Source organism: Leeuwenhoekiella aestuarii (assembly GCF_004104055.1).
GTDB lineage: Bacteria > Bacteroidota > Bacteroidia > Flavobacteriales > Flavobacteriaceae > Leeuwenhoekiella > Leeuwenhoekiella aestuarii.
In genome coordinates, this window is sequence record NZ_QOVJ01000006.1 from 16,752 (window position 1) to 37,241 (window position 20,490).

At 36.7% G+C, this 20,490-nt stretch carries 21 protein-coding genes and 5 tRNA genes; 3 read left to right on the forward strand and 23 right to left on the reverse strand.

Going from position 1 to position 20,490, the window contains the following annotated elements:
• Window positions 1-5 precede the first annotated feature (5 nt).
• The 20 genes from rplA to DSM03_RS14200 form a co-directional block, all read right to left on the reverse strand.
• A complete protein-coding gene (gene rplA / locus DSM03_RS14105) occupies window positions 6-704 on the reverse strand; it encodes a 50S ribosomal protein L1 (protein ID WP_128762397.1) in 699 nt (232 codons plus the stop codon).
• A 21-nt stretch (window positions 705-725) separates the two neighbouring features.
• Window positions 726-1,163 (reverse strand): 50S ribosomal protein L11, encoded by a 438-nt coding sequence (gene rplK / locus DSM03_RS14110; protein WP_009781168.1) that lies wholly within the window; start codon window positions 1,161-1,163, stop codon window positions 726-728.
• Window positions 1,164-1,232: 69 nt separating this feature from the next.
• The gene (nusG, locus tag DSM03_RS14115; protein ID WP_128762398.1) at window positions 1,233-1,793 is read right to left on the reverse strand and encodes a transcription termination/antitermination protein NusG; all 561 of its coding nucleotides are present in this window, start codon (window positions 1,791-1,793) and stop codon (window positions 1,233-1,235) included.
• A 10-nt stretch (window positions 1,794-1,803) separates the two neighbouring features.
• Window positions 1,804-2,001: a preprotein translocase subunit SecE gene (secE, locus tag DSM03_RS14120; protein WP_128762399.1), complete on the reverse strand. Its 198-nt coding sequence runs from the start codon at window positions 1,999-2,001 to the stop codon at window positions 1,804-1,806.
• An 88-nt stretch (window positions 2,002-2,089) separates the two neighbouring features.
• Window positions 2,090-2,162: transfer RNA gene (locus DSM03_RS14125), tRNA-Trp, on the reverse strand.
• Between the two features lie 100 nt (window positions 2,163-2,262).
• Entirely contained in the window at window positions 2,263-3,450 is a 1,188-nt protein-coding gene (tuf, locus tag DSM03_RS14130; protein WP_128762400.1) for an elongation factor Tu, read from the reverse strand.
• Window positions 3,451-3,588: 138 nt separating this feature from the next.
• Window positions 3,589-3,660, reverse strand: a tRNA-Thr gene (locus DSM03_RS14135).
• A gap of 168 nt (window positions 3,661-3,828) precedes the next feature.
• Window positions 3,829-3,901: transfer RNA gene (locus DSM03_RS14140), tRNA-Gly, on the reverse strand.
• A 54-nt stretch (window positions 3,902-3,955) separates the two neighbouring features.
• Window positions 3,956-4,038 (reverse strand) — tRNA-Tyr (locus DSM03_RS14145).
• Between the two features lie 97 nt (window positions 4,039-4,135).
• Window positions 4,136-4,209 (reverse strand) — tRNA-Thr (locus DSM03_RS14150).
• A gap of 97 nt (window positions 4,210-4,306) precedes the next feature.
• Window positions 4,307-4,609, reverse strand: coding sequence for a ribosome hibernation-promoting factor, HPF/YfiA family (gene hpf, locus DSM03_RS14155; RefSeq protein WP_128762401.1), 303 nt, complete (start codon window positions 4,607-4,609; stop codon window positions 4,307-4,309).
• Window positions 4,610-4,652: 43 nt separating this feature from the next.
• Window positions 4,653-5,543: a tyrosine-type recombinase/integrase gene (locus tag DSM03_RS14160; protein ID WP_128762402.1), complete on the reverse strand. Its 891-nt coding sequence runs from the start codon at window positions 5,541-5,543 to the stop codon at window positions 4,653-4,655.
• A gap of 467 nt (window positions 5,544-6,010) precedes the next feature.
• Window positions 6,011-6,205 (reverse strand): 30S ribosomal protein S21, encoded by a 195-nt coding sequence (rpsU, locus tag DSM03_RS14165; protein WP_028377788.1) that lies wholly within the window; start codon window positions 6,203-6,205, stop codon window positions 6,011-6,013.
• A gap of 90 nt (window positions 6,206-6,295) precedes the next feature.
• Entirely contained in the window at window positions 6,296-7,465 is a 1,170-nt protein-coding gene (locus tag DSM03_RS14170; protein ID WP_128762403.1) for an acyl-CoA dehydrogenase family protein, read from the reverse strand.
• Between the two features lie 81 nt (window positions 7,466-7,546).
• Entirely contained in the window at window positions 7,547-8,422 is an 876-nt protein-coding gene (locus tag DSM03_RS14175; protein WP_128762404.1) for a ComEA family DNA-binding protein, read from the reverse strand.
• Between the two features lie 15 nt (window positions 8,423-8,437).
• Complete coding sequence (locus DSM03_RS14180) at window positions 8,438-10,102, reverse strand: alanine/glycine:cation symporter family protein (RefSeq protein WP_128762405.1); 1,665 nt, start codon at window positions 10,100-10,102, stop codon at window positions 8,438-8,440.
• Window positions 10,103-10,451: 349 nt separating this feature from the next.
• Window positions 10,452-12,134: an alanine/glycine:cation symporter family protein gene (locus DSM03_RS14185; protein ID WP_128762406.1), complete on the reverse strand. Its 1,683-nt coding sequence runs from the start codon at window positions 12,132-12,134 to the stop codon at window positions 10,452-10,454.
• Window positions 12,135-12,226: 92 nt separating this feature from the next.
• Complete coding sequence (locus tag DSM03_RS14190; RefSeq protein WP_201740447.1) at window positions 12,227-13,234, reverse strand: potassium channel family protein; 1,008 nt, start codon at window positions 13,232-13,234, stop codon at window positions 12,227-12,229.
• A 6-nt stretch (window positions 13,235-13,240) separates the two neighbouring features.
• Entirely contained in the window at window positions 13,241-13,459 is a 219-nt protein-coding gene (locus DSM03_RS14195) for a PspC domain-containing protein (RefSeq protein WP_128762407.1), read from the reverse strand.
• 55 nt (window positions 13,460-13,514) lie between these two features.
• Entirely contained in the window at window positions 13,515-14,807 is a 1,293-nt protein-coding gene (locus tag DSM03_RS14200) for a DUF2851 family protein (protein WP_128762408.1), read from the reverse strand.
• Between the two features lie 84 nt (window positions 14,808-14,891).
• Between DSM03_RS14200 and DSM03_RS14205 the strand changes: the two genes are divergently transcribed.
• Complete coding sequence (locus DSM03_RS14205; protein ID WP_128762409.1) at window positions 14,892-15,419, forward strand: hypothetical protein; 528 nt, start codon at window positions 14,892-14,894, stop codon at window positions 15,417-15,419.
• 4 nt (window positions 15,420-15,423) lie between these two features.
• On the opposite strand, the gene DSM03_RS14210 is transcribed toward DSM03_RS14205, so the two are convergent.
• From DSM03_RS14210 to DSM03_RS14220, 3 genes are all read right to left on the reverse strand, one after another.
• Window positions 15,424-16,404 carry a PLP-dependent cysteine synthase family protein gene (locus DSM03_RS14210; protein WP_128762410.1) on the reverse strand — a complete coding sequence of 327 codons (981 nt, stop codon included), beginning with the start codon at window positions 16,402-16,404 and terminating at the stop codon, window positions 15,424-15,426.
• 158 nt (window positions 16,405-16,562) lie between these two features.
• The gene (locus tag DSM03_RS14215; RefSeq protein ID WP_128762411.1) at window positions 16,563-17,225 is read right to left on the reverse strand and encodes a DUF2306 domain-containing protein; all 663 of its coding nucleotides are present in this window, start codon (window positions 17,223-17,225) and stop codon (window positions 16,563-16,565) included.
• Window positions 17,226-17,357: 132 nt separating this feature from the next.
• On the reverse strand, window positions 17,358-18,587 hold the full coding sequence (locus DSM03_RS14220; protein ID WP_128762412.1) for an ABC transporter permease: 1,230 nt from the start codon (window positions 18,585-18,587) through the stop codon (window positions 17,358-17,360).
• Window positions 18,588-18,594: 7 nt separating this feature from the next.
• Between DSM03_RS14220 and DSM03_RS14225 the strand changes: the two genes are divergently transcribed.
• Window positions 18,595-19,869: an exo-beta-N-acetylmuramidase NamZ family protein gene (locus DSM03_RS14225; protein WP_236638915.1), complete on the forward strand. Its 1,275-nt coding sequence runs from the start codon at window positions 18,595-18,597 to the stop codon at window positions 19,867-19,869.
• A 240-nt stretch (window positions 19,870-20,109) separates the two neighbouring features.
• Window positions 20,110-20,487: a carboxypeptidase-like regulatory domain-containing protein gene (locus tag DSM03_RS14230; protein ID WP_128762414.1), complete on the forward strand. Its 378-nt coding sequence runs from the start codon at window positions 20,110-20,112 to the stop codon at window positions 20,485-20,487.
• Window positions 20,488-20,490: the final 3 nt, after the last annotated feature.

Here is a 20,490-nt window from a genome sequence, read left to right on the forward strand (position 1 = left end):
AACTTTTACTGCTCAGCAAAACGTTTTGAATCTACTTCAACGCTAGGACTCATAGTACTAGACATAAAGATGCTTTTAATATAAACACCCTTCGATGCAGTAGGCTTCAATTTTACTAATGTGGTTATCAATTCTCTTGCATTAGCTGCAATTTTATCAGCATCAAAAGACGCTTTACCAATCGCTGCGTGTACAATACCCGTCTTATCAACTTTAAAGTCAATCTTACCAGCCTTAACATCAGATACAGCCTTTGCCACATCCATAGTTACAGTACCGGTTTTAGGGTTAGGCATCAAGCCACGAGGACCTAACACACGTCCTAAAGGACCTAACTTCCCCATAACGCTTGGCATAGTGATGATCACATCAACATCTGTCCAACCGCCTTTGATTTTCTCTAAATACTCATCAAGACCTACAAAGTCAGCTCCCGCTTCTTTAGCTTCAGCTTCTTTATCTGGAGTTACCAGAGCAAGAACCTTCACATCTTTACCAGTTCCGTGAGGAAGTGTTACCACTCCACGAACCATTTGATTCGCTTTACGCGGATCTACGTTAAGACGCACAGCCAAGTCAACAGAAGGATCAAAATTTACTTTGCTTACTTCTTTTATTAAAGCAGAAGCTTCAGCCAATGTATAGGTAGAACCTGTATCTACTTTAGCCCGTGCTTCTTTTTGCTTCTTTGTTACTTTTGCCATTTTAAATTGCTTTTTTGGATGTTAAAAAGGAGCCTGCCCTTTTACAGTTATTCCCATAGACCTTGCAGTTCCCGCAACCATTCTCATCGCGCTTTCTACTGTAAACGCGTTAAGATCTGGCATTTTGTCTTCAGAGATAGCTCTAATTTGATCCCAAGTTACACTAGCAACTTTTTTACGGTTAGGCTCACCAGAACCTCCTTTGATCTTAGCTGCTTCCATTAATTGGATGGCAGCTGGTGGTGTTTTTACCACAAAGTCAAAAGACTTATCACCATAAACAGTAATAACTACAGGAAGTACTTTACCGGCTTTATCTTGAGTTCTAGCATTAAACTGCTTACAAAACTCCATAATATTAACTCCGGCAGCACCTAAAGCTGGTCCAACAGGCGGGGAAGGATTTGCTGCACCTCCCTTAACTTGCAACTTAACAACCTTACTTACTTCTTTTGCCATTTTTAAAAATTTAGTTTGATATGTTCTTTAGTGGAAGCAGAAGAACGATATCTAATATATGTGTAACACTTATACTTTCTCAACTTGCATATAACTCAACTCTAATGGAGTCTTTCTTCCAAAGATCTTAACCATTACCTCAAGCTTACGTTTTTCCTCATTGATGTTTTCAACAGTACCGTTAAAACCATTAAAAGGACCATCTATAACTTTCACCGTCTCTCCAAGAACAAAAGGTATTGCTACGTTATCTGTTTTAACAGCTAATTCATCAACCTTACCTAACATCCTATTAACCTCTGATGTTCTAAGCGGCACAGGATCTCCTCCTTTTACCTCACCTAAAAAACCAATCACACCGTTTATAGACTTAATCATATGCGTTACTTCACCTCCAAGGTTCGCATGAATCATGATATAACCAGGAAAGTAAACACGCTCTTTATTAATTTTTTTACCGTTGCGGATCTGAACAACCTTTTCAGTAGGAACAAGAACCTGCTCAATGTAATCTTCAAGATTAAAACGAGATATCTCTTGCTCGATATACCCCTTAACCTTGTTTTCTTGACCACTTACGGCCCTTACCACGTACCAGTCTTTATCTTTGGTATTGTTTGTTATAGCCATTGTGATTAATTTAAGCTCCTACCAGATTAAAATACGCCTTAATAGCTCTACTAAAAACAGTATCAACCCCCCAAATTGCTAATGAAAAAATGATAGTGAAAACCACTACAACAACAGTAAGACGTTGAGCTTCTGAAAGCGGAGTCCAAGTAACGTGATTTTTCAATTCGTTGTAAGACTCCTGAAGGTAATTAATTAATCCAGCCATATTATTTAACTCTATAAAAAGACACTTTGCCTTTTAAATTAAACCGCTAAGCAGCTTTATTATTGAAATCGAAGAAATTCGATCATTGCACGGGTTGAGAGGCTCGAACTCCCGACACCTGGTTTTGGAGACCAGTGCTCTACCAACTGAGCTAAACCCGTATAACAAGGCCTTCAAAAAAGAAAACCTTATTCTTTATTATAAAAATCAAGGCATTCGCTTACACGAACGCCTTAATTCTTTAAAACTTATAATTCGTGATTATTCAAGAATCTCAGTTACCTGCCCTGCACCTACTGTTCTACCACCTTCACGGATAGCAAAACGAAGACCTACATTCATTGCAATAGTCTGAATCAACTCAACAGTAATAGTTAAGTTATCACCCGGCATCACCATTTCTACACCATCAGGAAGAGAGATATTACCAGTTACGTCCGTTGTACGCACATAGAATTGCGGACGGTAGTTATTGTGGAATGGCGTGTGACGACCACCTTCTTCTTTCTTAAGGATATAAACCTCAGCTTTAAACTTAGAGTGAGGAGTTACAGAACCTGGCTTAGTAATAACCATACCGCGAGTGATCTGTGATTTTTCAATACCTCTCAATAAGATACCTACGTTATCCCCAGCTTCACCTCTATCTAGTATCTTACGGAACATCTCAACTCCAGTAATAGTAGAAGTAAGTTTTTCTGCCCCCATACCTATGATCTCAACAGGATCTCCAGTGTTAGCAACACCAGTTTCGATACGACCAGTAGCAACAGTACCACGACCAGTAATAGAGAATACATCTTCAATTGGCATTAAGAAAGGCTTATCAACATCACGAGCAGGCAATTCAATCCAATTATCCACAGCATCCATAAGCTCCATAATCTTATCAACCCATTTTTGCTCACCATTCAATCCACCTAAAGCAGACCCCTGAACAACAGGACCATTGTCACCATCATACTCATAGAAACTAAGAAGATCTCTAACCTCCATCTCAACTAGCTCAAGAAGCTCCTCATCATCAACCATATCCACTTTATTCATGAATACAACAATACGAGGGATACCTACCTGACGACCAAGCAGGATATGCTCACGAGTTTGCGGCATAGGACCATCAGTCGCAGCAACAACAAGAATAGCACCATCCATTTGAGCAGCACCAGTTACCATGTTTTTTACGTAATCCGCGTGACCCGGACAGTCAACGTGTGCATAGTGACGGTTAGCCGTAGCATACTCTACGTGAGAAGTGTTAATAGTAATACCTCTTTCTTTTTCTTCAGGAGCGTTGTCAATAGAGTCAAAACTTCTTAATTCAGAAAGACCTGCGTTAGCAAGTACAGTAGTAATAGCAGCAGTTAAGGTAGTTTTACCGTGGTCAACGTGCCCTATAGTACCAATATTTAAGTGAGGTTTGGAACGATCAAATGTTGCCTTTGCCATGATTTAAATAATTTTAATCTTAGTTATTATTAGTGTTTAATTTTAAACTTACCTGACACGCCAGCTATATGGTTTTACTAAAACGCACAAAAAACTGAGCGCTATAGGCACCCGTTTAAGTAGCAGCGACTGCTATTGAGCCAACGACGGGATTTGAACCCGTGGCCTCTTCCTTACCAAGGAAACGCTCTACCCCTGAGCTACGTCGGCTTATAAATTTCCCATTCAAAACGACCGAAGTCTGAATTGCCCGGGCTGACCTACTCAGCTAAAGGGCTAACAAAAGTCATAAATGACTAAAACCAAAGCCTATCAGGTTTGGTTTAAACAAATCGAAAAATCCGATTTCAAATACCCTCAACAAAAGAGGCTATTTAGAGCGGGAGACCGGGTTCGAACCGGCGACATTCAGCTTGGAAGGCTGACGCTCTACCAACTGAGCTACTCCCGCATTGCGGCGCCAAAATTAATAAAATTTATTAATTAGCACAAAAAAAAATAATTGTGGGGAGAGCAGGATTCGAACCTGCGAAGTCTAATGACAACAGAGTTACAGTCTGTCCTCGTTGGCCGCTTGAGTATCTCCCCAATATTGGTATTATCAGTATTTCAAAAAACGCTTCGACTGCGCTCCACGCAAGCTCTAGAAACAATCTTTACTTCGATCTAAAAGAACTTTAAAAAGAGCCGATGGAGGGACTCGAACCCACGACCTGCTGATTACAAATCAGCTGCTCTAGCCAGCTGAGCTACATCGGCCTTTATCACTTTTCTAAGTGTAAAAAACTCCGCTATTTCTAACGGAGTGCAAATGTAGAATAAATTTATAATCCACAAAACTTTTTTTTATTTTTTTTCAGGCTGTAGCCCTAATTTTTTGTTTTCGCTTAACCAATAATCGCTCTAAAGATTGCGCACAGCTATCTGCTCCTTCCTCAAATGATTTTGCTTGTTTTTTCACTATCAATTCGTTACCCGGAACACTTAGCAAAATTTCGACGATTTTATTCTGCCTAGTGCTTGTGTTTTCAACTTTCAAAAAAACATCTGCATAAATTACGTGATCATAAAATTGTTCAAGCTTATTCATCTTTTTCTGAATAAAATTAATCAGCTTTTGATCTGCTACAAAATGGGGTGTTTGCACATTTACTTTCATAGATCCACATATTAAAGGGTTACTAATTGGTTAAATTCTACTGTTATTTAGAATTTCTAGGATGCGCTTTTTGATAGACCCTTCCCAACTCTGCCATACTCGTATGCGTGTAAACCTGGGTAGCAGCTAAACTAGCGTGCCCTAATAATTCTTTAACAGCATTTAAATCTGCCCCATTATTAAGTAAATGAGTCGCAAAGGTATGCCGAAGCACATGCGGACTCGTTTTGGTTTTTTGGGACACCTTACTAAAATAGCGATTTATCGTTCTGTAAACAAACGTTTCATACAATTTAGCACCCTTATCTGTGAGCAATAAATTCTCTTCATTTTTATCAAAGCCTTTGTTTAAAAGCAATTCTTGGTATCGTTTTATTCCATCTTCTAACCAACTGATCATAGGAATAATTCGCTCTTTGTTACGTTTTCCTAGTACTTTTATAGTGTGCGTATTAAAATCAATATCAGAAGTTTTTAAATCAATCAACTCACTTCGTCTTATTCCCGTAGCGTAAAACAACGACACAATCAGGAAATCACGAGATTCAGAAAATTCCTGAGCATTGGCTAAATTATTTATAACTGAATCTATTTCCTTATTAGAGAAAGGAACCTGTATCTCTTTTTTAATTTTTAAAGATTTATGTTTTGCTAATGGGTCAACCTTTATACCTCCCGTTCTCTGCAAAAATTTAAAAAAAGCTTTCAAAGAAGCTATTTTTCTATTTATACTTCTATGCGTCAAACCAGAATCAGAAAGCGTCACAATCCAAGATCTCACATAGGTGTACTCTACTTCATTTGCAAGCCCTACACCAAACTCCCCTTCAAGAAAGCTGAAAAAGGATTCGAGATCATTTGCATACGCCAACAGAGTATGCTTGCTGTATTTCTTCTCCAGCTCTAAATAGTCAACAAACGATTTGATCTGCATAATTTGGTTTTAAAGAAAGATACTCATTTCCCAAGTAAAAGCATAATGACACCACACTGAAACCACAGTCCAACCACACTCCAACCACACTTTACCACAAAATCCGTAGGTGAATATGGTATGAATATGGACTGACTTTTGACTCACCAATAAGCACAACTACCTTTTAAATAGTTTATTTATAAACCCAGAGAATCACGAATAACTTTTAATAAGATGCTTTCAGAATTCGATTTAAGGAGTAAAAAATCCAGCGCTCTATTTTATACAGATTAACCAGGATATTTGCTTAAACACAACAACTAAGCTAGATTCTTTTTGAATCGATTCTAATGATTATATTCCAGCTAAACTTTATCACACAAAAAAAATCTGCTAAGATTGCTCTTAGCAGATTTAATATTTTGAAAGAGGATTAGTCTCTCTGTTAATAATCCCTGGCAAGAACTAATCTCACCGACGGAATATTAAATATTCTCTTGATCGCGAAGCCCTTGAATATAAGATGCTTTCTGAATTTCTCTTCTACGTGAAACAGAAGGTTTTGTGAAAGCTTGACGATCACGCAGCTTACGCATTGTTCCCGTTCTATCAAATTTTCTTTTGAAACGCTTCAGCGCTCTATCGATATTTTCTCCGTCTTTTACTGGTATAATTAACATAGTGGTACCTCCTTTCTTTAAAATTCTTTTCAGTTTTCAGACCGCAAAGATAGTTTAAACTTTAAAACTAACAAGCGGTTTTAAATTTAATTATTTCGCTGCAGGCTTATATTCTTTTTTATCTATCACCATCTTAGCAATAATTTCTTTTAAAATCTCAGAGGTACCGCCACCTATAGGACCTAACCTACTATCTCTAAACATTCTCGCTAGCGGATAATCTTCCATATAACCATACCCCCCTAACATCTGCAAGCATTTATAAATCACCTCATCTGCAATTTTAGTTGCAAGTAATTTAGACATGCTAGCCTCCTTAACTACATAATCGCCACTATTGAGATTATTAGCAATTGCATAGTTAAATGACTTCACCATCTCCACTTCACTTGCCATCTCAGCCACAGTATGCCTCAATGCCTGAAATTTATCTAAGGTTTTGCCAAAAGCGATACGGTCTGACATATATCCTAATGTATACTCTAAAGCATACTCAGCACGTGCGTGTGCATTTACACCCATTATCAAACGCTCTAAAGCAAAATGCTGCATAATGTAAGAGAAGCCTTTATCCTCTTCTCCCATTAGATTTTCAACAGGAATTTTCACATCAGAAAACGCTATTTCTCCGGTATCTGAAGCTCTCCAACCCAGTTTATCTAATTTTGTAGCGCTTATTCCTTCTGTGTCTCTATCTATTACAAAAATACTCAGACCTTTATTTCCCTTCTCAGGAGTTGTCTTTGCTGCAACAATTAAATAATCTGAATAGACACCGTTTGTAATAAATGTTTTTGAACCATTTAAAACATAATGATCTCCATTTAAGACAGCTGTACTACGCATTCCTGCAACATCAGAACCACCAAAGGGTTCTGTGATACATAAGCAGCCTATCTTTTCGCCAAGAATACTAGGCGTTAAAAATTTTTCTTTAATCGCTGATGAACCTTCAACTTTTAAATGCGTCATCGCTAAATAGGCGTGTGCCCACATTGCAGCAGCAAAACCACCACTATTGATGCGTTGTAATTCTTCAAGAAAAATAACAGTGTAGAAAATATCAAGATCGAGCCCACCATATTCTTCAGGAGCAGCTAAACCAAAATAGCCCATCTCCCCCATCCTTGTCCAGATAAAGCGATCTATATTACCCGTCTGCTCCCATTTTTCAATATGCGGAACAACTTCCTTTTGCAAAAATTCTCTCAGACTTTCTCTAAAGAGCTGATGCTCTTCCGAAAAAAAAACATTATTCATCTAGTATACTTTAATTTAATATAAGGCAATCGGAAAGGAAGCTTTACAAGTCAAATATGCGTAATTCTCAGTAATGCCTTCTCAATTTTGGTTGGACGACAAATATAATTTAATTCGCTCTAATTTATAGGAGGTTACTCCGTCTATTTTGAGAAGCTCATCAAGATCACTAATTCCCTCATGCAGCACACGGTAATCTATAATATCTCTTGCGATTTCAAAAGTTATAAATGGAACTGTTGAGAGATCTGATGCATTAGCGGCATTCACGTCAATCAACTGTATGTATGGTTTTGACTGAACCGTAAACTGATCTTTAATGGCGTATACCTGACTTTTTGAAATACCATAAATGTCATAAAGCTGATTATCCTCAAGAAAACCTCCCAGTTTTTTCCTATAACTCAACAGGCGTTTTACAACAACCTCATCTAAATCTTTAATAGCCATTAAAGATTTAAAATCTGCCTTATTTAAATCGCTTTTAGGTTTTTCTTCTGAATATGAAAAACTAGTTTTTGAAGCTTTAGGTTTGGAATTTGTAACCCATTCCGGAAATTTAAAGTATGGTGCGATTGTTTGTAATAAAGAATCTGAAACACCAGTTACTTTCTGAAAATCTTCAGCAGAATTAATCCACTGATCCTTTTCACGAAAGCGTAATAACTTATCTATTTCAACCATACTCATTCCTAAAGTATAGCCCTTGTAATCAGTTATGAAATTAGGATTGAATGGATAGATTTTCGGCTGGGATTCCGCTAACTTTAATTGCCTCAATGAATCTATACGCGCTTCAAATATCTGAAGCTCTTCATCGGTTAATGCTTCGGATTCATACGAAGCATTAGGAGTTATCAAAAAATAGACTCCCCAACAAGCAATTAAAACCAGTACCAAAAGCAAAATCCCACTTCTTTGTCTGCTATCCAGAAAGAAATGGGATTTTAAATTCATAAGAGAATTGTTTTGTTAAGAAGCTTCTTTAGTCTTTTTTGAATCTTTATCTATAACAGCATCCATTCGGCCAATTTTAATGGCATTAAGATATGCTTGTAATTCTTTTCTAACTTTAGGAGACAGTAATACCAAACCGATAATGTTAGGAAAAACCATCGCAAAGATCATTGCATCTGAGAATGCGATAACTGCTCCTAAACTCGATGAAGCACCTACTACTATAAAGGCTAAAAATAATACTTTGTACGTAATATCCTGAACCCTTCCTTTTCCAAATAAATATTTCCAAGATTGTAATCCGTAATAAGACCAAGAAATTGCAGTTGAAATTGCAAATAATACAACTGCAATAGTAAGAACAATAGAGAAGTATGGAATAGCAGAGTCAAATGCTACTGAAGTTAAATCCACTCCATTGATAGGTTCGTTAGTTGCATTAAGCATTACGTTACTTGCTGCATCGAGATTACCATATGTAAACAGATTGTGCTTTGCATTTGTGATAATAATAACAACCGCAGTCATTGTACAGATGATCACGGTATCTACAAAGGGACCAATTGAAGCCGTAAGGCCTTCACTAGCCGGGTAACGTGTTTTAACAGCAGAATGCGCAATTGCAGCAGAACCTACACCAGCCTCATTAGAAAACGCTGCTCTTTGAAAACCTACAATAAGAACTCCTACCACACCACCAAAGGCTGCATTAGGGTTCATTGCGCCATCCCATATCTGACCTAAAGCAAAGCCCACCATGTCTATATTAATAGCAATGATAATAAAACCTGCAAGAACATATACAATAGCCATAAATGGTACCACTTTTTCAGTAAAAGAACCAATACGCTTTATACCACCTATAATCACCAAACCAATAATTGCAGCCATTATCAAACCTAGGTACACTCCTGCGTTAGGATTATCCCAACCGGTCATTTGTATCAACTGTGACGAAGCCTGATTAGATTGAAACATATTTCCGCCACCAAAAGAACCTCCAATACAGAAAATAGCAAATACTACCGCAGTCACTTTACCAAGACCGCCTAGCCCTTTTTCCTTTAAACCTTTAGAAAGGTAATACATAGGACCACCGTAGGTTTTACCATTTTCATCTATTTCACGATATTTTACACCTAAAGTACACTCCACAAACTTAGAAGCCATACCTAAAAGCCCTGCTACGATCATCCATATCGTAGCTCCCGGACCACCCAGTGCAATTGCAACCGCAACACCAGCTATATTACCAAGACCTACCGTTGCAGAAAGAGACGCTGTTAAAGCCTGAAAATGTGTTACCTCACCTTGAACTTCGCCAGTAAGCTTAACAGTATCTTTTACTTTTCCGTCTTCAACAGTGATTTCTTCATCTGCAGGCACATAATGATCTAAATCATCATATTTCCCCCAAGCTGTTTTAATACTATCTTTAAAGTATCTAAGGTTAACACCCTTAAAATAAATTGTAAAGAATAAAGCCCCTAAAAGCAAAATAAGAATTACGATAGGTAATTCTTTTCCGGCTATAACTATAGGATACATTATGGTGTCTACAATGGGCGTCGTATATTTTTCGAAAGCTGCATTTATAGATTCCCCCATGCTCATTTCTTCTTGAGCAAATGTTAGAAAGGGAAAAATTAGACAACAAATTGAAAAAATAATTTTCTTCATAAGAATATTTTTAAAATAAAATTTGGAGTAAAAAACCTTGAGGAAAACCCACAAAGCATTAAATAAAAAACAAATTACTTCAAAGCATCAAAACGCTATCGGGATGCTTTGAAGCCATAATCTCGATTTTTCGAGTAAAGCCAGCAAGATGATAAAAAAATAGCCTTTTTCAAAGGTAAACCTCGTTAAAAAAGAAGAGAAAGTCTCCATTTACAAAGAATCATTCAACGAATCATTCAGCTTATTACTTAAAATTATTGTTTAGACACTATTGTGTAAGAATGCAAAAAAGCCCTCTTTGATACTAATCAAACAGGGCCTTAAAAATTGTAATTTTTATTAATCGAAATTAATTGATTGCTTCTTTTTTCAATTTAATTGCGGCGAGATATCTGTCTAACTGTTTCTTTACCACAGGGAATAAAAAGAATAATCCTACCATATTTGGAAAGATCATTGCAAAAACCATAGCATCAGAGAATGCCCAGATCGACCCCATATTTGCTGCAGCACCAATTACTACAAATATTAGAAATAACACCTTATATACAAGATCAGCGGCCTTACCTCTTCCGAAAAGAAATTTCCAGGACTGCAAACCATAGTACGACCAAGAGATCATGGTAGATACTGCAAATAAAACCACCGCTATTGTTAAAAATACATTTGAAAAAGGAATATACTCGTGGAAAGCTTTTGATGTAATACCAGCTCCTTCATAAGAAAGACCATCAATAATTACAGCTCCTGAGCCATCACCACCGTATTCAAAGTAACCGCCAAAATTAAAAATAATGATAACTAGCGCAGTCATTGTACAAATCACTACAGTATCAATAAACGGCTCTAATAAAGCAACTAAGCCTTCACTTGCGGAGTACTTCGTACGTACTGCTGAGTGTGCGATAGACGCAGAACCAGCTCCCGCTTCATTAGAAAATGCTGCTCTTTTAAAACCTACTAAGAGAACACCTATAAACCCACCTACACCTATTGCTGTAGGTTTGAAAGCCTCTTCCATTATTAAAGTAAAAGCATCATCTATCAATGTATAATTAGATCCCACGATATAAATACAAGCTCCTAAATACATAATTGCCATAAATGGAACTACTTTTTCAGTAACCTGTGCAATACGCTTGATCCCACCAATAACGATAACACCAACTAAAACCGCTATCACAACACCAATCCAAAAACCGGCACCTGCACTTTGCAGATTAAACAATTCTTTCAATACAATTGTTGCTTGATTACTCTGCGCGGCATTACCACCACCAAAAGAATTACCGATACAAAAAACAGCAAAAATCACTGCTGCTATTTTCCCTAAGGTCGCAAAGCCTTTTTCTTTTAATCCTTTAGTCAGATAATACATTGGCCCACCATATACTGTACCATCTTCACCTATATCACGGTATTGAACTCCCAAGGTACATTCTACAAACTTGGTTGACATCCCCATCAGTCCGCAAACAACCATCCAGAATGTTGCTCCGGGGCCTCCTAAAGCAATTGCAAGGGCTACACCCGCAATATTACCGTTACCAACTGTTCCAGAAACTGCAGTTGCCAAAGCCTGAAAGTGGCTCATTTCTCCTGCAGAAGATTCATCTCTAATGGTATCAACAATATCCCCATCAATGGCCAAATCATCATCAAGCGTTTCTATATGCTGCTCAAGATCTACTTTGTTTAAATCAACCCCGTTTGCAATACCATTTTCACCATATAAAACCTGAGCGCCATGATTTTCTATATCTTCATATTTACCACGTACTGTCTGAATTGCACGCCAGAAATATCTGAAGTTTGGAAAACCGAAACGAATAGTAAAGAAAAATGCACTAAAAACAAGAAGAATTAGCACGAAAGGAATTCCAAATACATTAAAGAAAATTATATTTGAAAAGAAATCTGAAATAGGCGCAAAAGCCTGATCAATTTTTTGATCTATTCCAACCTCAACCTCTTGAGCTGCAACCTGGAAAACCGAAAAAAAGATAAAAACGGAAGCGAATAGGTGTTTCATAAAAAAAGCAAAATCGTTAAATTAAAACTAGAATAAAGCGAAAAACGTTACATTATTTTCACCGCTTTCTTCGACAAGCTGTAAACATACTACTAAATCGCAAATTCTTTATGTAATTTTTCAATCTGTTCTGGTCTTCCTATTACAATAAGTATAGAATCTCTTTCGAGCATTAAAGAAGCTTCGGGGTTTATGATATAATTTCCGTCAGGTGACTTATAGCCTATGATAGAACAACCCGTACGATTTCTTAGGTCAATATCTCGTATAGTACGACTCTCGTGATCAGGACAAACAGCATCATAATTTATTTGTTGAACATTTACCCGCCCACCTGTCGCTACCTGCAAATGATCTATAAACTCCAGCAAATCTGGCACAACAACCAGTGAGGCCATATGATCTCCACCTATCTTATCTGGCATTATCACATTGTTTGCGCCAGCAAATTTTAGTTTTTGATACGTCGTCTCTTCAGAAGCTCTACTTATAATTTTCATTTTAGAATTAATTTGCCGTGCAGAAAGCACCACAAATAAATTATCAGAATCATTAGGCAGTGCAGATATTAAAGTTGCAGCGCGCTCCACTCCTGCTTTTATAAGAATCTCATCTTCGTTGGCATTACCGGTAACAAAATTTACTTTTTCAGATTGAAATTTATGTACCACCTCTTCATCTAACTCTATGATTACAAAAGGCTTGTGATAGGTCATTAACTTTTGTGCGGCTTGCTTACCATTACGGCCATAACCTACGATGATCACATGATTATTGAGTTTATCTATTTTCTTCTGCACACTGCGCTGTTTTATAAGTTCAAAATTACTTCGGCTTAAAATATATTCTGTTATAATAGAGATCGCATAACCCAGAACGACCACACTTACCAAAATTAATATTACTGTAAAAATTTTTGCGGTATCGTTGAGGGGCTGCACTTCTCCAAATCCTACGGTGCTAATGGTAATCATGGTCATATAAACCGCATCGGTCCAAGTATACTCTGCAAAAAACCGAAAACCAAAAACTCCCATAGCCAACATACTTACAATAAGCAGTAAGGCAATATAAATTCGGTTTTTAAAAATGGTGAGCATAGGCTTTTACAAATCAAATACAGAAGTACGTTTTGTATAAACCAAGTCTTTAAGCTTGAGCCAGAAGGCTAAAACAAGATAAAAAGCAAATCCCAAACCTGCAGTAGCAAATGAAAGATAAATGAAAAACAAACGCACATTCTTAGCACGTATCCCCATTCGGTCTGCCAGTCGAGACGAAACGTAAAATCCGTTTCTTTCAAAAAAATGACGCAATTTATGCATAACAACTACTCTTATTTACAAAACGTATATCTGCTAAAATAAAGCCTTTGGTTCATTATATCACTTCATTAAGCAAATAATTACCTATCTGACAATGCAAACATTGATTTTGATCACAATACTTTTTTTTTAGCTGAATCAACGCCTGACTGTGCAAGGCATCTTTCTTAGTTTCTCTCAATTTTGAAAAGCCATTAATTATGGAATTTTTCTCTTTCGGAAGGTTGAGCATTAATTTAACTAATTCTTCTTCTATTAATTGACCCTGAGCTTTTGCGTATGCAAACTTTATAGGTATCAGAGTATTAATTATTAAGATATCTATAAATGCCGGAGTGATTTTTTTAGATCGCTTTTTATGAATCTTGCCAAAGTTATAATGCGTTTCCCAATAGAAAGAAGTCTCTATTTTAAATAACTCTTGCAATTGGTCTCTCGTTTTTGCAGCTATAACTAAACTGAACAAATTAGTACGCTGCTCATACAATTGAGCCAGTTGAGACAATCGAATAGTAGGAAAATTAGGCGGTCGCAATTTGTAGAACTGCACTTTTTGATTAATTCCAGAAGTTAGCTGATACTTATGTTTATTGTACTCATATTCTTCCTTCCAGCTTCGTGGCTCTTGTTCTTCAGCTGTTTCCGGCAATAATCCTGCAAGTCCTAGCAGCACAGTCTCCAATTGATCTTTTTGTGAACTTAATTTTCTTATGACTTTAAAATCTAAAACTGAAGCTAAAGCTTCAAAAGCATCTGCATTGATTACTGTACCAAAGTTACGGGCAAGCATTGCAAACAAAACTGCTTCCCAATTACCATTTTTGCTAGCGATCAAGTTTTCGACCTGCAAAACCTTTCGCTCTAAGCGCTCAAAAAATAAGCGTTCTATCCAATTATCAAATAAAAAATCAGGAACTTCTTTAAATCTAGATTCACAATTGATAAAATTATAGATCTTCGATTCTAGTAAATGTTGGTAATTATTCAGCAATTCATCACTCACCTTATCGTTGAGAATAAGCGTTGGGATTTGTGCGTCAACTTTATCAAAAACAGCACAATCATCTTCCCAAACTACGTGCAGGATTACATTTTCATAAGCGGGATCCTGCTGGTGATTATGTAGATACCAATCCGAACCTTTTATGTGAATCTCAACGTTACCCGCCCATAACTGATCATCAATTCTCACCTGAGCATTAAAAAAATCAGGGCCTGCAAGTTGATTATGCATACCTGTTTTTATGATCTGAAGTTTTTTACCACAAACTGTTTGAAGCTTTGAAGTTGAAGCTGCACCGTCAAATTTTCGGTATTTCCAGAGATGATGTAAAAAGGCCTCTTTCATTAGCTTAAAGTTAAAGTAATTTTAGCATAACCTTAATAGCTTCAACGCTTAAGCCTCTGTAATTTTAAAAAAACAAAAAAAACTATGAAAAATTCAATTCTAACTTTAGCATTTGCTACAACCCTAATTTTCACATCTTGTGTAGATCGAAAAACTTCAGATAATGGGGAGGTAGAGATCAAATCACAGTCTGAACAAGTTACGCCAGAAGACATGTATCAAACCTCAGGAAAAGAAGATGCTGAGAACCCTGAAGATCTTACAGAAATCAACAGCGCTAAAAAAGTAATCAATGATTATTTTGATGCATTAAGTCGCGGAGAAACTGCCGAAGCTTACGAAGAAATGTCTCAGACAAGTGATCGCGGTACATCTTCTGAATTTGCTGAAAAGCATTCAAATATTGAAACAGTAACCTTAAGTTTTACTGAAGATCCAAAAGTAACCTCTGGAGCAGAAGGTACCGATGTAAAAATGCCCCTTAGATATACTATTAAAACCAAACAGGGAAATACTGAAACCTACAACGGCTCTGTAATGGTCGTAAAAAAGAACAAAGAAGATGCTGACTATAAAATACAAGGCATGACTATGACGCGGGAAGACAGTTAATACATTAATCTATAAATCCTTTTTCGCGCATCCAGTTGTCGTTATACATTTTGCCAACATAGCGGCTGCCATGATCGTGAAAAAGGATTACTACAACATCACCTTCTTTAAAATGTTCTTTTAACTGCAGTAAGCCTTTAATCGCTGCCCCTGCAGAATTACCTAAGAAAAAACCTTCTTCTTTTGCCAAACGCTGTGTATAGACTGCGGCATCTTTATCAGTTACTTTGGTAAAGCCATCAATGATTTTAAAATCTACATTTTTAGGTAAAATATCTTCTCCTATTCCTTCGGTTATGTATGGATAAATTTCATTCTCATCAAAAATTCTGGTTTCGTGATATTTTTTAAATACTGAACCGTAAGTATCTACCCCCCATATTTTGATATCGGGGTTTTTCATTTTTAAATACTTTCCCACACCAGATATTGTTCCTCCAGTGCCTACACCAGCTATAAAATGGGTTATTTTACCAGCTGTTTGTTCCCAAATTTCAGGTCCTGTGGATTCAAAATGTGCCTCAGCATTCGCGGGATTATCATATTGATTCACATACCAAGAGTTTGGCGTTTCTTGTGCTAAGCGCTTCGAAGTACTATAATACGATTGGGGATCATCTGGCGCTACATCTGTGGGACAAACCACAACTTCGCATCCTACCGCTTTAAGAATGTCTATTTTTTCTTTGCTCTGCTTATCAGAAATTACACAAACCATTTTATAGCCTTTTACGATAGCGACGAGTGCGAGGCCCATACCTGTGTTTCCAGAAGTCCCTTCAATAATTGTTCCGCCAGGTTTTAGATCTCCAGAAGCTTCAGCGGCTTCAACCATTTTTAAAGCCATTCTATCTTTAACAGAATTACCCGGATTAAAGGTCTCATATTTCGCCAAAACCAAACACGGTAATTCTGCGGTAAGCTTATTTAATTTTACGAGTGGAGTATTGCCTATTGTCTCTAAAATATTTTTGGCATAATGCATAAAAATGGGATTTTTAAGTAGGAATTGTTTTAAGTACTTTTTAACCAAAACGACCTTCTGTTATCTATTTTCAAAAAATAGATATTAAAAACGAAATTTTATACCGATTTAACAACATTTTGATTTTTCAACCTGAAACTCAATAAAGAGTTTCTTCCCTATTTAGAACCAAGCTTTTGCTTTGATCCTGCACTGCCTCTTCTCACTTTAATGACGTAATAAATAATAAAAGTATTTCCTATAATAGATGGCAAAATCCAAGCCCACAATCCCGGTATTCTCATACCTGCAACTAAAAATGCCGTCACTGATGCGATATAGGCACCTGTAATTTTACCTATATGCTGTGTGAGCCACGCTGTTTTTGTACGAAAAGGATTTTTCAAAAATCGATAATCCTGAAAGCATAATGCTAGAGCCAAAATCCCAAAAAAGATAAAAAGGATTTTATTACCAAAAATCTCCAGCATCCCGCTTACAATCATCAGAACTGCAAGCACTGCCATACTAATGGTTAGGCTCCAGTCAGTTTTAGACACTTTAGCTTTTCTAGATTTAAAACGCAAAGTTCTATTTCCTACCAAAACCATATAAATGGTAAACAAACCGATTAAAAATAAGAAAGAATTATAATGCCCAGGCATACTCGCTATCGGTAAAGAAAGCCCGGAACTCACTAGCATTCCAATTGTAAAAAACTTACCTGATTTTCTGTGAATTTTGCTTCCTTTCTTAGTAACTAAACTCAACGTGCCCGAAAGAAGACCTATACCGCCAAAGAATGCGTGAATATAAATAACGATGGTGATTGCTGTTTCCATAATTGAGTGGTTTGATTGTTTTCTTCAAAAATGAAAACATTTGAGGAAGCTAAATATTCAAACTAACCCAACTGTAAAATATCAATACTCAACTGTAAAATGAAAAGGTTTTCTTTTACAGAAGCTCAAAACTTAATCAAACTTAATAGTCTTTACCGGGGAAATACGGGTAATAACATAAGAAGGTACCAATAACATTACCGCACATAAAAGAAAGGTACCCATATTGAGAAGCAAAATATAATACCAATCTATATAGACCGGAGCCTCGCTTACATAATAGGTTTCAGGATTGAGGGTAATGAACCCAAAATACTTTTGAAGAAATAACAAACCAAGACCTATGACATTTCCCCAAAATAAGCCAACGCCAACTAGATAAAGTGCATTGTACATAAATATCTTGCGAATACTCCAATTATTTGCCCCCAGCGCTTTTAGAATACCTACCATAGGTGTACGTTCTAAGATCAATACCAGAAGCGCAACAATCATATTGATACCGGCAACTATTATCATTACAACAATGATCAATGCGATGTTGAAATCAAACAAAGATAACCACTCAAAAATGCTGTAGTATTTCTGTGTAATGGTCATCGTATTTAAAAATGAATCTGTGTTCTGATAGATTTCCCTGCCTATTTCATCGAGGCGATCAAAATCGTTTACAAACATCTCAAAAGCACCCACCTGATCATCTTCCCAGTTATTGAGTTTTTGAATATGACGAATATCTGCAAACAAAAAACTCTCATCAAACTCCTGAAAACCGCTATTATAAATACCAACGATATCAAATCTTCGGTTTAAAAATCCTCCATCTTCTTTTAGAAAAAACACAATGACTTTATCGCCATTTTTAAAACCTAACCGGTTGGCTAGATATTGACTAATGAGTATTTCAGTATTTAATTTATTTTTATAATCTGGGATTCTTCCTTCTACGAGAAAATCTTCCATATAATCCCAGCGGTAATCGTCACCAACCCCTTTTACAATAATGCCCTCAAAATCTGTAGGAGTTCTAATCACACCGGCTTTAGTAGCAGTAACCTGCACGTGTGTAACTTCTGGCACCGCATCAAAATCAGGATAAAAAGGTTGATCTTTAGGAATAGGATTGAGCGTGATATCGCTATTATTTCCATCAAATTGAGAGACGATCACATCTCCATTAAAGGCAGAAACCTTTTCTTTTATCTTTTGCTGGAGCCCCACACCGGTAGCAATGGTAATCATCATCATAACCATCCCCAGAATAATGGCGATAATTGCGATTTTAATTATAGGTGTCGAAGCAGTACTTTTATACTTCTTAGCGCCAATTATGCGTTTAGCTGTAAAATATTCAAAATTCAATCGTCCTATGGCGTTTCGTTTGCTCAAAAGTACCCTTTTTTTAGTTTTTGTAATTGCTATTTCCTGCGGAAACCGTACCGGGAATAAAAATCAAATTCAAAACAAGTCAAGTAAAAACTCTATACCTGGAGATTCAACTTCAGTTATAGAAAATAAAAGATTGGTCTTGGGAGCCAATCGTACCGAAGCATATTTACCACTTATAGCAGATAAACGCGTAGCGGTTGTAGGAAACCCGAGCTCACTTATCCTAAAAAAAGAATTGCCTAACGGCGAAAAGATATATGTACACTTAGTAGATTCTCTCTTAAGCTTGAATCAAAATCTGGTTAAAGTATTTTCTCCTGAACACGGTTTTAGAGGAAAAGCCGATGCCGGGGAAGCCGTTAAAGACGGTAAAGATCCTAAAACCGGACTGTCAGTAATTTCTCTTTATGGAAGTAATAAAAAACCAAAAACCGAACAATTAAAAGATGTTGACATTCTTGTTTTTGATATTCAAGATGTGGGTGTGCGTTTTTATACGTATATCGCCACACTACATTATGTAATGCAGGCTGCTGCTGAAGCTAATATACCTGTGGTTGTTTTAGATAGGCCTAACCCTAATGGAAGCTATGTTGATGGACCAGTGATGGAAGCTGCTCACACCAGTTTTCTGGGAATGCACGCCGGTGTTCCGCTTGTTCACGGAATGACACTAGGAGAATATGCACAGATGATGGCAGAAGAACACTGGTTGAAAACCGAAAAAACAGTGGGCCTTACCATTATCCCAATGAAAAACTATGTTCACGAAATGCAGTATTCGTTACCGGTACGCCCTTCTCCTAATTTACCAAATGATCAGGCTGTGATGCTTTATCCCAGTTTAGGACTTTGCGAAGGAACTACTCTAAATGCTGGTCGTGGTACCGAAATGCAATTTCAAATAATAGGTTCTCCTTATCTACCAAAGGAAACTTATAAATTGAATTATACGCCCGCTCCTAATTTTGGTTCTAAGAGTCCTAAGTTTAACGGCGAACTTTGTCACGGACTAGACCTAAGAACTGTAGAACCATTACATGAAGTTGACCTTACCTTTATCATAAATGCGTATCGTGATTATACTAAGAAAGAAGCCTTTTTTAATACAAAGAATTTTACGGCACATGCGGGTACCGCACAATTACAAAAACAAATTGAGGCCGGTGCTTCTATGGAAGAAATAAGAGCTAGCTGGCATTCAGCCACGCAAGACTTTCTAAAAATTCGATCAAAATATTTGCTTTACGACTAGATCGAGCTGTATTACTGCTTTTTTGGCAAATATGAAACTTGAGCTACACTTTTAATTCACAATCAACCATTGATAACCGTACAACTAGAAAGTACAAAATCTCCGAAAACGTTGTTCTAACTTAAATTACCTCAAATAAGTTTAAAATTAACTTTTTAAACGATTCAGTTTATTTAAATTTAACCTCCTACATTATAAACATTTAGCGCACAAAGCTGCCTTATTTTAAAATTCGATATAATGAAATCGTTTATTATACTAATTTTCGCCTTGTTTTTCACAAGTGCTTTTTATGGACAACGTTTATTTGGTACCGTAACAGATGCCAAAACTGATGAACCTATAGCCGGTGTTAATGTATTTATCAAATCAATTAAAAAAGGTGTAACCTCAAAAAATAACGGTATTTTCTATTTTGAACAGGCTCACGGTCTAACAAAACAAGACACTATACTTTTTAATATGGTAGGGTATCAAACACTTAAGCTAACACTTGAGGAATATGAGATGCTTGATAAAAAAGTAAAACTTGTTGAAGAGAACTTCACACGCAATCGTTCTAGTAACGCAACGGGTCGTATTATAACATTAGGTAAATCTAATAACAGCATAAAATAATAT

Excerpts from the sequence above, each read along its gene's own strand:
- DSM03_RS14190 (WP_201740447.1), bottom strand. The coding sequence starts at position 13,234 with ATGCTCACCATTTTTAAAAACCGAATTTATATTGCCTTACTGCTTATT.
- hpf (WP_128762401.1), bottom strand. The coding sequence starts at position 4,609 with ATGAAAGTAAATGTGCAAACACCCCATTTTGTAGCAGATCAAAAGCTG.
- DSM03_RS14175 (WP_128762404.1), bottom strand. The coding sequence starts at position 8,422 with ATGAATTTAAAATCCCATTTCTTTCTGGATAGCAGACAAAGAAGTGGG.
- nusG (WP_128762398.1), bottom strand. The coding sequence starts at position 1,793 with ATGGCTATAACAAACAATACCAAAGATAAAGACTGGTACGTGGTAAGG.
- DSM03_RS14225 (WP_236638915.1), top strand. The coding sequence starts at position 18,595 with ATGGCGTTTCGTTTGCTCAAAAGTACCCTTTTTTTAGTTTTTGTAATT.
- DSM03_RS14195 (WP_128762407.1), bottom strand. The coding sequence starts at position 13,459 with ATGCATAAATTGCGTCATTTTTTTGAAAGAAACGGATTTTACGTTTCG.
- DSM03_RS14210 (WP_128762410.1), bottom strand. The coding sequence starts at position 16,404 with ATGCATTATGCCAAAAATATTTTAGAGACAATAGGCAATACTCCACTC.
- rplK (WP_009781168.1), bottom strand. The coding sequence starts at position 1,163 with ATGGCAAAAGAAGTAAGTAAGGTTGTTAAGTTGCAAGTTAAGGGAGGT.
- DSM03_RS14205 (WP_128762409.1), top strand. The coding sequence starts at position 14,892 with ATGAAAAATTCAATTCTAACTTTAGCATTTGCTACAACCCTAATTTTC.
- tuf (WP_128762400.1), bottom strand. The coding sequence starts at position 3,450 with ATGGCAAAGGCAACATTTGATCGTTCCAAACCTCACTTAAATATTGGT.
- secE (WP_128762399.1), bottom strand. The coding sequence starts at position 2,001 with ATGGCTGGATTAATTAATTACCTTCAGGAGTCTTACAACGAATTGAAA.
- rplA (WP_128762397.1), bottom strand. The coding sequence starts at position 704 with ATGGCAAAAGTAACAAAGAAGCAAAAAGAAGCACGGGCTAAAGTAGAT.
- DSM03_RS14160 (WP_128762402.1), bottom strand. The coding sequence starts at position 5,543 with ATGCAGATCAAATCGTTTGTTGACTATTTAGAGCTGGAGAAGAAATAC.
- DSM03_RS14215 (WP_128762411.1), bottom strand. The coding sequence starts at position 17,225 with ATGGAAACAGCAATCACCATCGTTATTTATATTCACGCATTCTTTGGC.
- DSM03_RS14230 (WP_128762414.1), top strand. The coding sequence starts at position 20,110 with ATGAAATCGTTTATTATACTAATTTTCGCCTTGTTTTTCACAAGTGCT.
- DSM03_RS14180 (WP_128762405.1), bottom strand. The coding sequence starts at position 10,102 with ATGAAGAAAATTATTTTTTCAATTTGTTGTCTAATTTTTCCCTTTCTA.
- DSM03_RS14200 (WP_128762408.1), bottom strand. The coding sequence starts at position 14,807 with ATGAAAGAGGCCTTTTTACATCATCTCTGGAAATACCGAAAATTTGAC.
- DSM03_RS14185 (WP_128762406.1), bottom strand. The coding sequence starts at position 12,134 with ATGAAACACCTATTCGCTTCCGTTTTTATCTTTTTTTCGGTTTTCCAG.
- DSM03_RS14170 (WP_128762403.1), bottom strand. The coding sequence starts at position 7,465 with ATGAATAATGTTTTTTTTTCGGAAGAGCATCAGCTCTTTAGAGAAAGT.
- rpsU (WP_028377788.1), bottom strand. The coding sequence starts at position 6,205 with ATGTTAATTATACCAGTAAAAGACGGAGAAAATATCGATAGAGCGCTG.